This window comes from Bradyrhizobium sp. IAR9 (assembly GCF_013408065.1).
Lineage (GTDB): Bacteria > Pseudomonadota > Alphaproteobacteria > Rhizobiales > Xanthobacteraceae > Bradyrhizobium.
Genome location: NZ_JACBZW010000001.1, coordinates 285,288 through 300,400, shown reverse-complemented (window position 1 = coordinate 300,400; position 15,113 = coordinate 285,288). Strand labels below are relative to the sequence as shown.

Annotated in this window: 16 protein-coding genes; 3 read left to right on the top strand and 13 right to left on the bottom strand. The window is 65.5% G+C overall.

What is annotated here, in order from left to right; all coding sequences use genetic code 11:
• Positions 1 to 176: 176 nt before the first annotated feature.
• Positions 177 to 584 carry an NADH:ubiquinone oxidoreductase subunit NDUFA12 gene (locus GGD67_RS01375; RefSeq protein WP_018322992.1) on the top strand — a complete coding sequence of 136 codons (408 nt, stop codon included), beginning with the start codon at positions 177 to 179 and terminating at the stop codon, positions 582 to 584.
• A 364-nt stretch (positions 585 to 948) separates the two neighbouring features.
• On the opposite strand, the gene GGD67_RS01370 is transcribed toward GGD67_RS01375, so the two are convergent.
• Positions 949 to 1,668, bottom strand: coding sequence for a DUF899 family protein (locus tag GGD67_RS01370; RefSeq protein WP_018322993.1), 720 nt, complete (start codon positions 1,666 to 1,668; stop codon positions 949 to 951).
• 82 nt (positions 1,669 to 1,750) lie between these two features.
• The gene (locus tag GGD67_RS01365) at positions 1,751 to 2,437 is read right to left on the bottom strand and encodes a DJ-1/PfpI family protein (protein WP_026202858.1); all 687 of its coding nucleotides are present in this window, start codon (positions 2,435 to 2,437) and stop codon (positions 1,751 to 1,753) included.
• Positions 2,438 to 2,532: 95 nt separating this feature from the next.
• On the opposite strand from GGD67_RS01365, the gene GGD67_RS01360 reads away from it, so the two are divergent.
• Positions 2,533 to 3,471: a GlxA family transcriptional regulator gene (locus GGD67_RS01360; RefSeq protein WP_179730601.1), complete on the top strand. Its 939-nt coding sequence runs from the start codon at positions 2,533 to 2,535 to the stop codon at positions 3,469 to 3,471.
• Here the strand turns inward: GGD67_RS01360 and GGD67_RS01355 are convergent.
• Both GGD67_RS01355 and GGD67_RS01350 read right to left on the bottom strand, forming a co-directional pair.
• Entirely contained in the window at positions 3,468 to 4,472 is a 1,005-nt protein-coding gene (locus GGD67_RS01355) for a hypothetical protein (protein WP_018322996.1), read from the bottom strand. The two genes, GGD67_RS01360 and GGD67_RS01355, sit on opposite strands and share 4 nt — an antisense overlap.
• Positions 4,473 to 4,503: 31 nt before the next feature.
• A complete protein-coding gene (locus tag GGD67_RS01350) occupies positions 4,504 to 5,451 on the bottom strand; it encodes an alpha/beta hydrolase (protein ID WP_179730600.1) in 948 nt (315 codons plus the stop codon).
• Between the two features lie 209 nt (positions 5,452 to 5,660).
• Between GGD67_RS01350 and GGD67_RS01345 the strand changes: the two genes are divergently transcribed.
• The gene (locus GGD67_RS01345; RefSeq protein ID WP_179730599.1) at positions 5,661 to 6,695 is read left to right on the top strand and encodes a DUF2155 domain-containing protein; all 1,035 of its coding nucleotides are present in this window, start codon (positions 5,661 to 5,663) and stop codon (positions 6,693 to 6,695) included.
• Between the two features lie 13 nt (positions 6,696 to 6,708).
• Here the strand turns inward: GGD67_RS01345 and aat are convergent, their stop codons facing one another.
• The 9 genes from aat to GGD67_RS01300 all read right to left on the bottom strand — a co-directional run bounded on the left by aat (position 6,709) and on the right by GGD67_RS01300 (position 15,087).
• Positions 6,709 to 7,389: a leucyl/phenylalanyl-tRNA--protein transferase gene (gene aat, locus GGD67_RS01340; RefSeq protein ID WP_018322999.1), complete on the bottom strand. Its 681-nt coding sequence runs from the start codon at positions 7,387 to 7,389 to the stop codon at positions 6,709 to 6,711.
• Between the two features lie 60 nt (positions 7,390 to 7,449).
• Positions 7,450 to 8,553, bottom strand: a complete 1,104-nt coding sequence (locus tag GGD67_RS01335) for a sensor histidine kinase (protein WP_092262041.1) — start codon at positions 8,551 to 8,553, stop codon at positions 7,450 to 7,452.
• On the bottom strand, positions 8,550 to 8,990 hold the full coding sequence (locus GGD67_RS01330; RefSeq protein ID WP_018323001.1) for a response regulator: 441 nt from the start codon (positions 8,988 to 8,990) through the stop codon (positions 8,550 to 8,552). Before GGD67_RS01330 ends, GGD67_RS01335 begins: the two co-directional genes overlap by 4 nt.
• Positions 8,991 to 8,995: 5 nt before the next feature.
• A complete protein-coding gene (locus tag GGD67_RS01325; RefSeq protein WP_179730598.1) occupies positions 8,996 to 10,513 on the bottom strand; it encodes a CHASE3 domain-containing protein in 1,518 nt (505 codons plus the stop codon).
• A gap of 105 nt (positions 10,514 to 10,618) precedes the next feature.
• Positions 10,619 to 11,977 carry an acetyl-CoA carboxylase biotin carboxylase subunit gene (gene accC / locus GGD67_RS01320; RefSeq protein ID WP_018323002.1) on the bottom strand — a complete coding sequence of 453 codons (1,359 nt, stop codon included), beginning with the start codon at positions 11,975 to 11,977 and terminating at the stop codon, positions 10,619 to 10,621.
• Between the two features lie 81 nt (positions 11,978 to 12,058).
• A complete protein-coding gene (accB, locus tag GGD67_RS01315; RefSeq protein WP_018323003.1) occupies positions 12,059 to 12,547 on the bottom strand; it encodes an acetyl-CoA carboxylase biotin carboxyl carrier protein in 489 nt (162 codons plus the stop codon).
• Positions 12,548 to 12,584: 37 nt separating this feature from the next.
• Complete coding sequence (aroQ, locus tag GGD67_RS01310) at positions 12,585 to 13,052, bottom strand: type II 3-dehydroquinate dehydratase (RefSeq protein ID WP_092262044.1); 468 nt, start codon at positions 13,050 to 13,052, stop codon at positions 12,585 to 12,587.
• A 258-nt stretch (positions 13,053 to 13,310) separates the two neighbouring features.
• Entirely contained in the window at positions 13,311 to 14,111 is an 801-nt protein-coding gene (locus GGD67_RS01305; RefSeq protein ID WP_179730597.1) for a DUF1236 domain-containing protein, read from the bottom strand.
• Between the two features lie 208 nt (positions 14,112 to 14,319).
• Positions 14,320 to 15,087 carry a DsbA family protein gene (locus GGD67_RS01300; protein WP_179730596.1) on the bottom strand — a complete coding sequence of 256 codons (768 nt, stop codon included), beginning with the start codon at positions 15,085 to 15,087 and terminating at the stop codon, positions 14,320 to 14,322.
• Between the last annotated feature and the right edge of the window lie 26 nt (positions 15,088 to 15,113).

The following is a 15,113-nucleotide window of genomic DNA, read 5'->3' as shown; positions in this document are numbered from 1 at the left end:
GCGTGAACGGAGCCTCGCTCTCAATGGCTGTACCCCGCATGAACGGATCGCGTCCGATTTGCGGCAGCGTTCATGGCGAGGCCGGCGCATTTGCCGAGGGCACCGCCGCCCCGCCGAACTGGACATTTCGCCGCCCGGATGGCATCAGGACCCGACGAAAGCAGGGCCCTTGCCGCATGAAACAATTCTTCCTCAAGTTCTTCACCTGGTGGAACGGCCAGACTTTTGGCACCCAACTCTGGACCAAGCGGTACGGAGAGCTGGTCGGCCAGGACGAGCAGGGCAATCTCTACTATCGCACCCGCGGCGGCGCTGTCGATCCCACGCTCGGCTTCGAGCGACGCTGGGTGGTCTATAACGGCTATGCGGAAGCCAGCCGGATCCCGCCGTCCTGGCACGGCTGGATTCATCACGTTGTCGATGTGCCGCCGACCGAGGCCAACTATCAGCCGCGCGAATGGGAAAAGCCGCACCAGCCGAATCTTACCGGCACGGCAAAGGCCTATCGGCCCTCGGGCTCGACCCTTGCCAGCGGCAGGCGTCCGAAGGCGACCGGCGATTATCAGCCCTGGACGCCTGGCTAGGCTTTCGGTCCTTCCTCGAATCTCGATCGTTCGGTTGGATGCACGCGCATCCGCCTCACCCTGCTGTGGACAACGGGAACAGCGGGGATGCCTTCTGCGTGGGCGTTGCAGCCGCGCAAGCCATGTGGCTCAATGATCCCATCTTACGGAGATGGGAAACCATCGCGTTCGGTTCGGGCAACAGCTCGCGACTGTCCCGAAATGCAGCGGCCGCCGACAAGGACTCGATCGGGAGATAGGCCCCCGGTCTGGAAGGTCCGAAATCGCCCGATGTGAATGTGCAGCCGCCGTAAGACAGGAAAGGCCGCTTGGGAAACCGAGCGGCCTTTTTCTTTGAGGCGCTTCGTCGGCCGGTTTGTGCGCCTCAGTCGTAGCGCACCTTCGGGAAGAAGTCGCCGCGGCCTTCAGGTGTCATGTCGAGCAGGCCCCAGAGCGGATCGACCAGATCACCGGCGCGATGATGCTGCTTCGGCGCGGGCGGCGCGAAACTCATCTCCGAACCCCAGAAGTGCCTGATCTTGCCGTTCGCTCTCTTGAAGACGTTGAAGATCGTCTCGTCCCAATTCTGCCCGTCGGGAACGTGGTGCTGCGCGCGCATACCCTTGGAGAACTTCGAGGTGTCGCCGAAGTAATCCGCGTCAAAGGAGTTGCCGGCTGTGGACAGCAGCGACAGATGCTCCCAACCGCGTTCGTGGGCCCAGGCGGCGAGACGCGCGATCGGCGATTTTGCAACGATGTGAAGCGCGGCACGCTCGCCGACATGCCTTGCGGCGCCGTCGAGCCCGTCAAGCAAATGGGTGCAGCCGGGGCACGGCAGCTCGCGCTCCGGCCCATACATGAAGCTGTACAGGATCAGCGTGTCATGCGGGCCGAACAGCTCCGACATCCTGACCTGTTCCGGCATGTTCGTTTTGCCGATGCGTTCGAAGACGTAATCCTGGGGCACCTCGCCACCGAGCGGCAGCGCGCGACGCCTGGCAGAAACGACCTCAATCTGAGCCCGGAGGGCAATCTCCTCATCCAGCAATGCATTTCGCGCGGCACGATACTCAGTGCTTTCGTTGGGGTAGTGGAGATGCTCCATGATTGCGCTCCGGATGCTGTGAGTTTCGTGCGCATTCAACTCGTCCCCCGAAACCTCGGTTCCGTCGCCGAAAGTGGAACGTCTACACCACCCGCTCCGCCGCGCGCTTCACCGCCTCGAGCCGCCGTGCATGGTTTTGCGCGCCGCGCTCCCGGAGCAAGGTCATTACTTCGGCCGGCGCTGTATCGGGCGAGCCCGAATTGAACGGCGGGGCGGGGTTATATTCCATCTGGAGCTGGATCGCTTCCGCGGTGGTACGATTGACGAGGATCGACACCAGCGTCAGCGCGAAATCGATTCCCGCGGTGACGCCGCCGCCGGTGATGCGGTTGCGGTCGATGCAGACACGCGTCTTGGTCGGCGTGGCGCCAAGTTGGCTCAGCATCTCCATCGCGCTCCAATGGGTGGCGGCGCGGTAGCCCTTGAGCAGACCGGCAGCGCCGAGCGCCAGCGACCCCGTGCAGACGGAGGTGACGTATTTTGCGCCCTCGGCTTGCCGGCGCAGGAAGTCGAGCACCTCCTCGTCATTGAGCAGGTCGTCAGTACCGCGGCCGCCAGGTACGCAGATCACGTCCAGTTGCGGGCAGTCGGCGAATGTCGTGGTCGGCGTCAGCGTCAGCACGGAATCGCTCGGCACCGGCTCGATCCGCTTCCAGATCAAATGCAGCTTTGCGCCGGGCACCATGGCGAACACCTGCAAGGGACCGGTGAAGTCGAGCTGGGTGACGCGCGGAAATACCAGAAGACCGATCTGGAGCGGTGACGACATCGGCAGGTCCTCCAAAGATGAGCTTGACGGGCGAAGATTGGCATGGTGCGGTTGTGTCTGAAATGGCGTAATTCCCTCTATTTCGGACATACCCTATGATCGGCATCCTGATCTTCCCGGACTTCCAGCTGCTCGATGCGGCCGGCCCGATCTCGGTGTTCGAGGTCGCGGCGCGCTGCACTGGCAAGACGCTTGCGCTGCGCGTGCTGGCCGCGAGCGCGGGACTGGTGCGCAGCTCGTCGGGCGTCGAGATGATGGCGCGTGATTTCAAGTCGGCGAATGCGATCACGACGCTGGTGATCGCGGGCGGCGCGGGCGTTGCGGATGCCGCGCGCTGCGAGGTCATGCGCGCCTTCGTGCAGCGGCTGGCGCGGCGCGGCGTGCGCGTGGCGAGCGTCTGCTCAGGCGCCTATGTGCTTGCCGAGGCGGGACTGCTCGACGGCCGCCGCGCCACCACGCATTGGGGGCGGACGCGCGATTTCGTCGCGCGCTATCCGAAGGTGAAGTTCGAGCCGGACCAGATCTTCACCCGCGACGGCAATGTCTGGACGTCGGCAGGAATTACGGCGGGCATCGACCTCGCGCTCGCGATGGTCACCGAGGACCATGGCGAGGAGATCGCGCAGCAGGCCGCGCGGCAGCTCGTGCTCTACCATCGCCGCAGCGGCGGCCAGTCGCAGTTCTCCTCGCTGCTGGAGCTGAAGACACCGAACGGCCGCTTCGGCGCGCTGTTGTCCTGGGCGCGCGAAAATCTCGACGCGCCGCTGACGGTGGAGGACCTCGCCGATCGCGCCGGCATGAGCGCACGGCATTTCGCCCGCGCGTTCGCCGCCGAGACCGGCGCGACGCCGTCGAAGGCGATCGAGCGGCTGCGGCTCGAAGTCGCGCGCGAGCGCGTGCAGTCCTCGCGCGAAGCGATCGAGCTCGTCGCTGAGGCGACCGGCTTCGGCGATCCCGAGCGCATGCGCCGCGCCTTCATCCGCGCCTTCGGCCAGCCGCCCCAGGCGCTGCGGCGCGCGGCGCGGGCAGGTTAGGGGATGCTCGTCGCAGCAGAGCTGGAGGTGTTCGCGCGTACCGTCAGGCGCCGCGCGATCGGCATCAGCATGTAGGGCGCGAGATGGATCGGAAACTGTGTCATCGCGAAATAGAGCCAGGTGGTGGGCGGCAATGCGCCGGCCGTGGCCGCCAGCATCAGGCCGAGATTGCGCTGTGACACCATCAGCCCGAGTGCGAGCGCGCGCTCGGTGCCGATGCGGCGGAATAGCAGCGTGGTGATCGCGAGCAGGGTGAAATAGATCGCGAATGAAAGAGCTGCGAGGCCGAGGGTGAACAGCGGCTGTGCGAGAAGGTCGCTGACGACATCGCCCATGATCGCAGCAGCGAAGATGAAGAGGATGATGATGTTGAGGCCGTCGATCGGCGTCTTGTGACGCTGGATCGCCTCCGCGCCGAAGATCCATCGGATCGCTGTGGCGGCCAGCAGCGACGCTGCGAGGATGCCGAGCAGTTTCAGGCCCAGCGTCAGCGGCGTGACGCTGAGCATGTCGCCGAGGAAGAGGCCGGCGAATAACGAGGCCGTGAAGGGCACCAGCGCGGTCGAAGTCACCAGCGTGATCAGCACGAGCGTGGCATCGAGACCCATCAGTGCGGCCAGTGCCGGAGAGGCCATCATCGGCGAGGCCATGCTCTGGAGCATCAGCGCGAGCGAAAGCCCGGGCGCGCGAGCCGTAAGTCCGGTTGCGTGGGCGATCAATCCGACGATCAGCGGCACGCCGATCGTGGTCCAGGCCGTGGCGGTTGCAACCAGCGCCGGCCGGCGCAGATGGCCGTAGAGGGCGGCCAGATCGACCCGCATGAAGGAGATGCAGAGCAGGCAGAGGATTGCCTCGGTGAGATAGGGACGCAGCAGCGCGCCGAGCGGTGGCACCGCAGCCGCGATGAACACGACAGCCGCGACTCCGCGTGTGCCCTGGCTGCCGAGCCATGTCAGGACGCGCAGCGGGAAGGTGATGATGGTTTGGAGAAGGACAGGCATCGGTATCATTGGTGGTCGGCCTACGGGACTGTCATCCCAATCCCTTCAACCATGCGCCGATCTCGCCGACGGCGACGTTGGCCTGCTGCAACAACTTGCCCATCGTGAAGAAGCCATGGAATTGGCCGGGATAGTGCTTGGTCGTGACCGATACGCCGGCCTGTCTGAGGCGCTCGGCATAATCGTCGCCTTCGTCGCGCAGCGGATCGGCGCCGGCGGTCAGCACATAGGCGGGCGGCAGGCCGGCCAGGTTTTGCGCACGTGCCGGCGAAGCGCGCCAGTCATGGATGTCGGCGGCGCCATTGAGGTAGTGGTCGCGAAACCAGCGGATCACCGAATGCGTCAGCAGCACGCTGGTCTCGGGTTCGCTGTGGGAGCCGTGGGTCATGGCGAAGTCGGTCGCCGGGTAGATCAACACCTGGCCTGCGAGTGCGGGACCGCCAGCCTCGCGCGCGGCGAGCGCGACGACCGCGGTGAGGTTGCCGCCGGCGCTGTCGCCGCCGATCGACAGGCGCGAGGCATCGATGCCGAGCTCGCGCGCGTTCGCGGCGATCCATTGGGTCGCGGCGATGGCGTCCTCAGTCGCCGCGGGAAACTTGTGCTCGGGCGCGAGACGGTAGTCGACCGAGATCACGATCAGCGCGCCCTCAACCGCGAGCTGGCGGCAGACGACGTCGTGGGAGTCGAGATCGCCGATCACCCAGCCGCCGCCATGGAAGAACACCAGCGCCGGCGACAGGCCGTCGTGCCGGCGTGGCTCCTTGGGAACGTAGAGGCGGGTGGGGATCACCCCGTGCGGCGCCGGGATCGATAGCGGCGTGACGCGCGCGAGCTCCGGCGGCTCGGGGTTGGTGGCAAAGCGGGCCTGAGCGTAATAGGCGCGCGCTTCATCCGCCGTCAGCGTCTCGTAGGCGGGGCGGCCGGCCTCCTGGAAAGCCCTATAGACGGCGGCGGCATCGGGATCGAGCATAACGGGCATGGAACGGCGCACCTCGGGGTTTCCGGTTATCGTTGAATGTGATTTTCGGGGCGATGCCCGCCGCGCGCCCCCAAGGAGGGGCTTTCCGACTATCCCACCCGTCAGCCGCCCTGGCCAGCGGGCGGCGGGCAGGGCAGGGATGCCGCCCTTCCCCCGCCGTATTCCCCGTGTTAACCGGAGGGCCTGCGAGCGGCGGTATCCCCTGTAGAATGTCCAACAAGCCCGATTCGCTGTTGAAGCCGCGCGAGATGTTTCGAACCATTACCCTGACAGGTCTTGCGGCGCTTTTGGCCGCCACCGCACTGACGGTTGCGACGCCGGCTCAGGCGCAGATCGGCACGATTTTTTCCGATCCGCCGCCGCTGCGGCCGCCCGGCAACATTCCGCGTGGCCAGCCCCAGCCGCAGCAGATCCCCGATGACGACGAAGAGGTACCGGAGCTGCCGCCGCAGGGCCGCGTGCTGCCGTCGCGCCCGATGCCTCCGCCGCCGGGCCGGCAGGGCAATGTGATGCCGGGGCCGGTCGAGACCCAGCCGCTGGCGCCGCCGCCGGGCTCCACCGTCGCCCCGCCAAACCAGCCGCCGCCTGTGGCGGTCGTGCCGCCGGGCGCCGGCCAGCCGGGTGCGCCGGGTCGCCAGCCGCAGCAGAAGGGCGGGCCGGGTGGCGCCGTGCCGCAGACCCCGGCGAGCCTGCAGCCGGGCGACGAGGTCGTCACCGAGCCGCCGGCCCAGAAGATCGTGAACAAGAAGGCGACCTTCTCGGGGCTCGACAAGATCACCGGGCGCATCATCAATTTCGACGAGGAGATCGGCGAGACCGTCCAGTTCGGCGCGCTCAGGGTCAAGACCGACGCTTGCTACACGCGACCGGCGACCGAGGCCACCAACACCGACGCCTTCGTCGAGGTCGACGAGATCACCTTGCAGGGCGAGGTGAAGCGGATCTTCTCGGGCTGGATGTACGCGGCAAGCCCGGGCCTGCACGGCGTCGAGCATCCGATCTACGACATCTGGCTCACCGACTGCAAAGAGCCGCAGCAGACCATTGCGACCGCAGCGCCGGATCCGGCGACCAAGCCTGCACCTCCGCCGCCGCCCGCGCAGAAGAAGGCCGCGCCGAAACAGGTGCAGCAGCGTCCGCCGCAGCCTCTGCCGCCGATCCAGCAGCAGCAACCGGCACCGCCGCCGCCTCCGCCGCCGGAGCAGCGACCAGGTCTGTTCGGTATCCCGGGGTTTGGCCGCTAGGCCTGGCTATCGATTATTGCCGCGCGGCGATGATCTCGAGCGCGCGTGCGCCTGGGATCGCCTCACCCGCCGAGAGCTTCAGGAAATCGCCCGGCTCGCCCGCGAGCGCCTTGTCGAGCAGCGCGGTGTAGCGCCGCCGCGAAATCTCGGCCGCACCAAAGCTCTTCAGATGTTCGGTGACATATTGGGTGTCGAGCAGCTCGAAGCCGCCATGGATGAGCCGCGCGACCAGATGCACCAGAGCGACCTTCGAGGCATCGCGCGCGGTGTGGAACATGCTCTCGCCGAAGAAGGCCCGTCCGAGGCTGACGCCGTACAGCCCGCCGACGAGGTCCTCGCCCTGCCAGGCCTCGACGCTATGGCAATGGCCGAGCTCGAACAGGCCGCCATAGAGGTCACGGATGCGCTTGTTGATCCAGGTGTCCTCGCGTCCGGCCTGCGGCGCGGCGCAGCCGGCGATCGTCGCCTTGAACGCGGTGTTGACGGTTACGCGAAACACATCCGAGCGCACGGTGCGCGCGAGTCGCGAGGCGACGCGAAATCCGTCGAGGGGGATGACGCCGCGCAGCTCCGGCTCGACCCAGAACAGGGTCGGATCTTCGGCGCTTTCGGCCATCGGAAAGATGCCGCAGGCATAGGCGCGCAGCAGCACGGCCGGTGTGATTTCAGACGGGGCGGAGTCGCGCGAAGTCATGGTTCGCAACCATAGCAGGATCGCGACGCGGTTGCGATGGGGGTGAGCAGGACAGCGAGATCAGCTCGCGGCTGCGGTGCTGGTCCTGCCGGGGGCTGCCGGCATGCGCGCGAATTTCAGCACGATCCGGGTTCCGGAATGGGCGGGATCGCGCTCGACCGTGGCGTCGAGCTTCGAGGCCATGGCCGCGACGATGCGCTGGCCCATGCCGGTGGAGCGCGGATCGGCCTTGACGTTGTCACCAACGCCGTTGTCGGTGATCGACAGCAGGACATCCTCGCCCTGCGCGTGCAGCTCGACATGGATCGGGCCGGCGCCGTCGGGATAGGCGTATTTCACCGCGTTCATCACCAGCTCGTTGACGATGATGCCGACGGCGACCGCGCGGTCGGGATCGATCTCGATCGGCTCGGCCTTCAGCGTCAGGCGCGACATCCGGTTGCCTTCGGCCGAGCGGCGGAGATCCTCGAGCAGCGAGTCCAGATACTGGTTCAGGACCACGCTCTTCAGATCCTGCGAGGTGTAGAGGCGGCGGTGCACTTGCGCGACCGCGGCGACGCGGCCCATCGCGTTGGTCAGTGCCGCCTTGACCTCGTCCTGCGCGGCGGAGCTTGCCTGAAGGTGCAGCAGCGAGGCGATGATCTGGAGCGAGTTGCCGACGCGATGATTGACCTCGCGCAGCAGCAGCTCGCGTTCGGCGGCAAGGGCGGCGTAGCGGTCGCGCGAGGCATGAATCTCGGCCTCGGCTTCCTCGCGCGCCTTCTGCAGTTCCGCCTGGCGTAGCGCGCCCTCGGTTGCGACGTGGAGCAGGGGGATGAAATCGCCGGTGACGTCCTTGACGAGATAGTCGGCCGCGCCGGCCTTCAGCGCGGTCACCGCGATGCTGGAATCCTGCGAGGCCGTGACGAACACCACGGGCGGCGCACCCGGGATCGCCATGATCTGCTCCAGCGTCTCCAGCCCGTCGAGGCCGGGCATGTACTGGTCGAGCGCCACCACGTCGATGCCGCCCTCGACCGCGGCGCGGCGGATGCGCTCCAGGCCTTCCTCGCCGCTCGCGGCATGGACGACCCTGTAGCCGCGCCGCGTCAGGCCGCGATCGACCAGGCGCGCCAGCGCACTGTCGTCGTCGATGTAGAGCAGTGTTGGCGTGCGCTGGTTCATGGGGCGGCGGGAGGGACCTGGATGACCGAGAAGAACAGGCCGAGCTGCCGGATGGCATTGGCGAAATTCTCGTAGTTGACGGGCTTGGTGATGTAGACGTTGCAGCCGAGCTCGTAGCAACGCTTGATTTCCTGGGAATCGTCGGTGGTGGTCAGCACCACCACGGGCGAAGCCTTCAGATATTTGTTTTCCTTGATCTGCCTCAGGATGTCGATCCCGGTCATGTCGGGCAGGTTGAGGTCGAGCAGGATCAGCAGCGCATTACCCTTCTGCACGAGCCCGCTGCCGTCGGCGCCGAACAAATGCTGCATTGCGTCCGTGCCGTTGGGGAACGAGACGATCTCGTTGTTGACTCCCGAGCGGCGGATGTTGCGCTCGATCAGGCGGGCGTGGCCCTCATCGTCCTCGATCATGATGATGGTGACAGGCTGGGTCATCGATCTCAGTTCCGGTTGCTCACATTCCAGGCGATCGGCAGCGTGATCGTGAAGGTGCTGCCCGCGTCCAGTTCCGACGATACCGACATGGTGCCGCCGAGGCGACGCACAAGTGCACGCACATGCGCAAGACCAATGCCTTGGCCGGGCTGGTCCTGGGTTCCCGCACGGCGGAACAGGTCAAATATCCGCTGATGGTCCTTCGGATCGATGCCGCGGCCATTGTCGCTGATCTCGAAGATAGCGTAGCCGAGCTTGGTGCGCCCGCGGATTCTAATTTCGCCGGGCACCCCGCGCTTCAGGTACTTGATCGCATTGTCGATCAGATTGGAGAAGATCTGCTCGAGTGCGAGCCGGTCGCTGACAATGTCAGGCAGCGGCTCGAGGTGGATCTCGGCCTGCGCCTCGGCCGCCTGGTGCGCCAGTGTCGACACGATGGCCTCGATCAGCTCGCTGGTGTCGATCTTCACCGGCTGGAATTCGCGTCGGCCCTCGCGGGTGAGGTTGAGGATGGCCGAGATCAGCCGGTCCATCTTGGCGATCGACGTCTTGATGAAGCCGAGCGCCTCGGAAAAATCCTCCGAGAGCTGCTTGTCGGCGCCTTCGAGCACGATCTCGCCGGGCGCGCCTGGCGCCAGCGGCGGCCCGTCGGCTGGGACGTGGGCGAGGCTGCCGATGCGGCGGAAGACATCGCCGCTGAGCTCTTCGAGCTCGCTGGTGAAGCCCATGATGTTGACGAGCGGCGAGCGCAGATCGTGACTGACGATATAGGCAAAGCGCTGGATCTCGTCGTTGGCCTCGCGCAGGTCCGCGGTGCGTTCGTCGACGACGGACTCCAGATTGACGTTGGCGTCGCGCAGGCGCGCTTCGGCCTCGTCACGGGCGCGGGCCGAGCGCCGCACCAGCCAGGTCGAGATCAGGGCCAGCAGCACGACGAGGCCGGAGCCGATGCCGGTCATCGATGCAGCCAGGGTCTGGCTCCGGTCGGAGTTGGCCGTTCGGACCCGGAACAGCCGCTCCTCCTCGCGGATCATCGCGTTGGCCAAATTGCTGATGGTAGTTGTGGTGTTGCCGGCCGCGGCCTCGCGGATCAGCGCCGTGGCCCTGTCCGGTTGGCCGTCCTTCACGAACTTCATTTCGCGCGAGAACTGGTCGAGCCGGGTCTCGATCGCCGCGCTCAGTTTTTCGATGCTGTCGCGTTGCGCCGGATTGTCGCCGATCTGGCGCGTGAGCTTGTCGAGTGCCGGAATGATCGCTGCGACGGCCTTCTCGTGGTCCGACTGGAAATCCGGTCCCTGCGTCAGCAGAAAGCCGCGGGCGCTGCTCTCGGCGCGGCGGATTTCAAGCAGTAGGGCGTTGATCTGGCTCTCAGCCTCGATCGTGTGAAGCACCCATGTGCTGTCTTCCCTCGCCTTGTTGACGAGATAGACCGAGCCGGCGCTGATCACGGTCAGAATCAGAAGACCCGCCGAAATCAGCAGGATCTGCCAAAATGCGCGCCGTCGATGGGCCTCGGCCGTCACGACGGCCTCGCTCTGTCACGTTCAGCGGAAGTCAAAACGCCCCCTTGGAACTGTCCCCGCGTCGAGAACGCGATGGGGGCCAAAGGGTTCCACGACGAAGTGGATTTATCGCGGAGCGGGTTCCGTCTTGCCGGCCAGATACTGTTCCAGCCAGTGGATGTGATAATCGCCGTTGATGATGTCGTCTTCACGCACCAGCGCGCGGAACAGCGGCAGCGTGGTCTCGATGCCTTCCACGACCATCTCGTCCAGCGCCCGGCGCAGCCGCATCAGGCATTCGGCGCGGGTCTTGCCGTGCACGATCAGCTTGCCGACCAGGGAATCGTAATAGGGCGGGATCGTGTAGCCCTGGTAGACCGCGGAATCGATCCGGACCCCGAGTCCACCGGGCGGATGGTATTGCAGGATGCGGCCGGGCGAGGGACGGAAGGTCTGGGGATTCTCGGCGTTGATGCGGCACTCGATCGCATGGCCGATGACCTGGACCTCTTCCTGCCTGGCCGGCAAATCGCCGCCGGCGGCGATGCGGATCTGCTCCAGCACGAGGTCGATGTCGGTGATGCTCTCGGTGACGGGATGCTCGACCTGGATGCGGGTGTTCATCTCGATGAAGTAGAACTCGCCGTCCTCGAACAGGAACTCGATGGTGCCGACGCCGAGATATTTCATCTCGCGCATGGCTTTCGCACAGGTCTCGCCGATCTTGGCGCGCGCGGCGGCGGCAAGGACAGGCGAGGGGCCCTCCTCCCAGACCTTCTGGTGGCGGCGTTGCAGCGAGCAGTCGCGCTCGCCGAGATGGATCGCGCCGCCGCGGCCGTCGCCGAGAATCTGAATCTCGATGTGACGCGGCTTCTGGAGGTATTTTTCCAGATAGACCGAGGCATCGCCGAAGGCCGATTTGGCCTCGTTGGCAGCCGTCGACAGCGCGACCTGCAGGTCGGCCTCGCTGTGCGCCACCTTCATGCCGCGGCCGCCGCCGCCGGCCGCCGCCTTCACCAGCACCGGAAAGCCGATCTTCCTGGCGATCGCCAGCGCGTCGTCATCGGGACCGACCGCGCCGTCGGAGCCGGGCACCACGGGGATGCCGAGCCGCTTGGCGGTCTTCTTCGCCTCGATCTTGTCGCCCATCAGGCGGATGTGCTCGGCCTTGGGGCCGATGAAATGCAGATTGTGCTCGGCGAGGATCTCCGCAAAGCGGGCATTCTCGGACAAGAAGCCGTAACCGGGATGCACGGCATCGGCGCCGGTGATCTCGCAGGCCGCGAGCAGCGCGGGCACGTTGAGGTAGCTGTCCTTGGATGCCGGCGGTCCGATGCAGACGCTCTCGTCCGACAGGCGCACATGCATGGCATCGGCGTCGGCGGTGGAGTGCACGGCGACGGTCGCGATGCCGAGCTCCTTGCAGGCCCTGAGGATGCGAAGGGCGATCTCGCCGCGATTGGCTATGAGGATCTTGTCGAACATGGTGTCCTGTCGCGAATGGCGAGTGGCGAATGGCGAGTAGGGAAGGGGTGGACCATTCGCTATTCGCTATTCCCCATTCGCTTACTCAATAATCACCAGCGGCTCGCCGTACTCGACCGGCTGGCCGTCCTCGACCAGGATCTGCGTCACCGTGCCGGCGCGCGGCGAGGGGATCTGGTTCATGGTCTTCATGGCTTCGATGATCAGCAGGGTCTGTCCAACCGAGACCTTGCTGCCGACCTCGATGAACGGCTTGGCGCCGGGCTCCGGTGCCCAATAGGCGGTGCCGACCATCGGCGAGCTGACCGCGCCAGGATGCTTCGACAGGTCGGGTCCGGCGGCGACAGGCGCGGCGGAGGCGACCGGCAGGGCGGCGGGAGCGGCTGCCATCTGCATCGGCATGGTCGCAGCAACGCTGACGTTGCGGGCGACGCGCAGGCGCAGGCCCGCACGTTCGATCTCGATCTCGGTGAGACTGGTCTCATCGAGCAGCAAAGCGAGCTCGCGGACGAGCGCGGAATCCTCGCTGGAAAACTTTGCGGCTGCTTTGTCGTCTGGCTGGCGCGCCATGTTGTTTGATCCGAATGTTCTGTTTGATGAGGGGGCTTCAGGCTTTGGGCTTGATGGCAAGCTTGGCGGCAAGGCCCTGGATGGCGAGGCGGTAGCCCTCGATGCCGAAACCGCAGAGCGAGGCGAAAGCGGCGCGTGCGGTGTAGGAGTGGTGACGAAAGCTCTCGCGGGCGTGGATGTTGGTTACATGCACTTCGACCGTCGGGATCTGCACCGCGAGCAGCGCGTCGTGCAGCGCGATCGAGGTGTGCGAATAGCCGCCGGCATTGACGATGATGCCCTTCATCTTGCGCGCATGCGCCTCGTGGATGAAGTCGATCAACTCGCCCTCGCGGTTGGACTGCCGGCAATCGGCCTTGAGGCCGAACGTTGCCGCGGTCTCCCGGCACAGTGCCTCGACGTCGGCCAGCGTGGCGTGGCCGTACTTCTCGGGCTCGCGCGTTCCCAACATGTTGAGGTTCGGCCCGTTCAGGACGAGGATCGTATCGGTTGCAGGTTCTGCCATTCCAATCCCGGGAAGAGGTGCTCGGCGTGGCGGGGTTATAGGTAACAAAGCGGCCTAGGGGAAGCCTTGAAGGGCCTCCCAGAGGCCTTCAAGTACCTCATCCCCGGTGCAAAAACCTGTGCGGAAGCTACGGAAATCGCTTGTTAACCAGTTCTAATCGTGGCTGCCGGAGGGAGGCTCGCAGGAGAGGGCGACGCATAGGCCAAAGGCCCCTGCCGATCTCTCGGCAAGGGCCCATTTGGGTATCAGCGAAGCAGCTTAGCCTTCGATGATGTAGACGATCTCGCGCGTCTGCGGACGGACGATCACGTACTGACCGCGGACGAAGATCACCTCATAGCCACGCCACTCCGGGTAGATCTCCACGATCCGGGGCGGCAGCGGATGGACTCTGACGGAGGCCGGGATCGCGGTGCCGACCGAGATGTTGAAGTTGACGTTCGTCGTCTCTTCGATCTTGGTCGACTTGATCGCCGTCGAGATTTCAGACCGCTTTTCGGCCGGCGGCGCGGAAGCCGTCGCGGAGGCGGTGCCGGTCGTGGTCTGGGACTTGTCGGTCGTAGCCGCATTGTTGGTCTTGGCAGCGCCGCCCGCCTTGTTGTCCTCAGCCTTCATGTCCTTGGCAGACTTGGCGGGGTCCGACTTTGTCGTCGAGTCCGAGCTCATGCTCTTCGACTTGTCCTGCTGGGACTTGTCCTGCGCACGTTCGTCGGTGCGCTGGCCCTTGGTGGCGCCGGCCTTGTCCTCGGCCGCGTTCTTGTTCATCGCGCCGCCCGGGGAGCGCTCGTCCTTCATCGCGCCGGATTTGTCTTCGGAAGCCCGATCGGACTTCATGGTGCCAGCGCCACCGGCCTGGCCGACGGTGCCCTTGTCATGGCTCATGGAATCGCGGCCGCTCGCGCCGCGCTCCGCGGCGCCGCCGGAAGGCTGCGAATGCTGCATCTGCGCGCCACCGGCGCCGCCGCCGCTGTCACGGCCCATGGTGTTCTGTGCGTTCGCCAGACCGGCGCCGGCGACGAGCGCGAGCGTGGCAACCGAAATCATAAAGCGGTTCAACATCGAATTCTCCTCACGTGTTTCTTTGCGTCATTGCCCGCGCCGACAACGAAAGGAGATTTGAGTTGTTCCGGAACTTCGCCTGTTCCGCGGCATTTGTTTGTTGAATGCCAGATGAATGATTTTGCACGAAGACGCCAACGTTCGGCGCAAGAAAAAGGCCGGCTTGTCAGCCGGCCTTTTCGGATTTTCAGGATCGCAAAACGTATGATCAGCAGGTTGCCTTGCCGCAGCGGGCAATGCCGATCTTTTCCTTGAGGCTTTCGACGCCGACCGCGCCGATCACGATCTGCTTGCCGATGACATAGCTCGGCGTGCCGTTCATGCCCATCGCTTCGGCGAGCTTGAAGTTCTCCTCGATGGTGGCGCGCACCTCGGGGCTGGCGATGTCCTTCTCGATCTTTGCGGTGTCGAGGCCGGCTTCCTTGGCCGCTTGAAGCGCGCGCGCCTTGTCGGCCGCGCCACGGCCGCCGAGCAGCTTCTGGTGGAAGTCGAGATATTTCTTGCCCGAGGGATCCTGCATGCGCACGGCGACCGCGACCTGCGCAGCCTCCACCGAGCCCTGGCTCAGCACCGGAAATTCCTTCAGCACCACCTTCAGCTTCGGATCAGCCTTCATGATGGTGAGCATGTCGTCCATCGCGCGCTTGCAGTAGCCGCAATTGTAATCGAAGAACTCGACGAAGGTGACGTCGCCGTCCTTGTTGCCGAGCACGACCTGGCGCGGCGAGTTGAAGATCGCGTCCGCATTCTGCGCGATGCTGGCCTCGTGCTTCTGCGTCTCGGCCGCGGCCTGCCGCTTGCTGAGCTCGGCCATCGCCTCCTCGAGCACCTCGGGATGGCTGATGAGATAGTTCTTGATGATCTTCTCGATGTCGGTGCGCTGGGTGTCGGAGAAACTGTCGGCCGACGCGGGCACGGCTGCGCCGAACAGGGCGAGCGCAAACAACGCGGGAGCAAGCAGGCGCAGCGAAGGCATAGGTAAATCCTCTTATCCAAAGCAGG

Coding starts and splice junctions, on each gene's coding strand:
- aat (WP_018322999.1), bottom strand. CDS start 7,389: ATGACTTCGCGCGACTCCGCCCCGTCTGAAATCACACCGGCCGTGCTG.
- GGD67_RS01365 (WP_026202858.1), bottom strand. CDS start 2,437: ATGTCGTCACCGCTCCAGATCGGTCTTCTGGTATTTCCGCGCGTCACC.
- GGD67_RS01300 (WP_179730596.1), bottom strand. CDS start 15,087: ATGCCTTCGCTGCGCCTGCTTGCTCCCGCGTTGTTTGCGCTCGCCCTG.
- GGD67_RS01360 (WP_179730601.1), top strand. CDS start 2,533: ATGATCGGCATCCTGATCTTCCCGGACTTCCAGCTGCTCGATGCGGCC.
- GGD67_RS01305 (WP_179730597.1), bottom strand. CDS start 14,111: ATGTTGAACCGCTTTATGATTTCGGTTGCCACGCTCGCGCTCGTCGCC.
- accC (WP_018323002.1), bottom strand. CDS start 11,977: ATGTTCGACAAGATCCTCATAGCCAATCGCGGCGAGATCGCCCTTCGC.
- GGD67_RS01375 (WP_018322992.1), top strand. CDS start 177: ATGAAACAATTCTTCCTCAAGTTCTTCACCTGGTGGAACGGCCAGACT.
- GGD67_RS01345 (WP_179730599.1), top strand. CDS start 5,661: ATGTCCAACAAGCCCGATTCGCTGTTGAAGCCGCGCGAGATGTTTCGA.
- GGD67_RS01350 (WP_179730600.1), bottom strand. CDS start 5,451: ATGCCCGTTATGCTCGATCCCGATGCCGCCGCCGTCTATAGGGCTTTC.
- accB (WP_018323003.1), bottom strand. CDS start 12,547: ATGGCGCGCCAGCCAGACGACAAAGCAGCCGCAAAGTTTTCCAGCGAG.
- GGD67_RS01355 (WP_018322996.1), bottom strand. CDS start 4,472: ATGCCTGTCCTTCTCCAAACCATCATCACCTTCCCGCTGCGCGTCCTG.
- GGD67_RS01335 (WP_092262041.1), bottom strand. CDS start 8,553: ATGAACCAGCGCACGCCAACACTGCTCTACATCGACGACGACAGTGCG.
- GGD67_RS01370 (WP_018322993.1), bottom strand. CDS start 1,668: ATGGAGCATCTCCACTACCCCAACGAAAGCACTGAGTATCGTGCCGCG.
- GGD67_RS01330 (WP_018323001.1), bottom strand. CDS start 8,990: ATGACCCAGCCTGTCACCATCATCATGATCGAGGACGATGAGGGCCAC.
- aroQ (WP_092262044.1), bottom strand. CDS start 13,052: ATGGCAGAACCTGCAACCGATACGATCCTCGTCCTGAACGGGCCGAAC.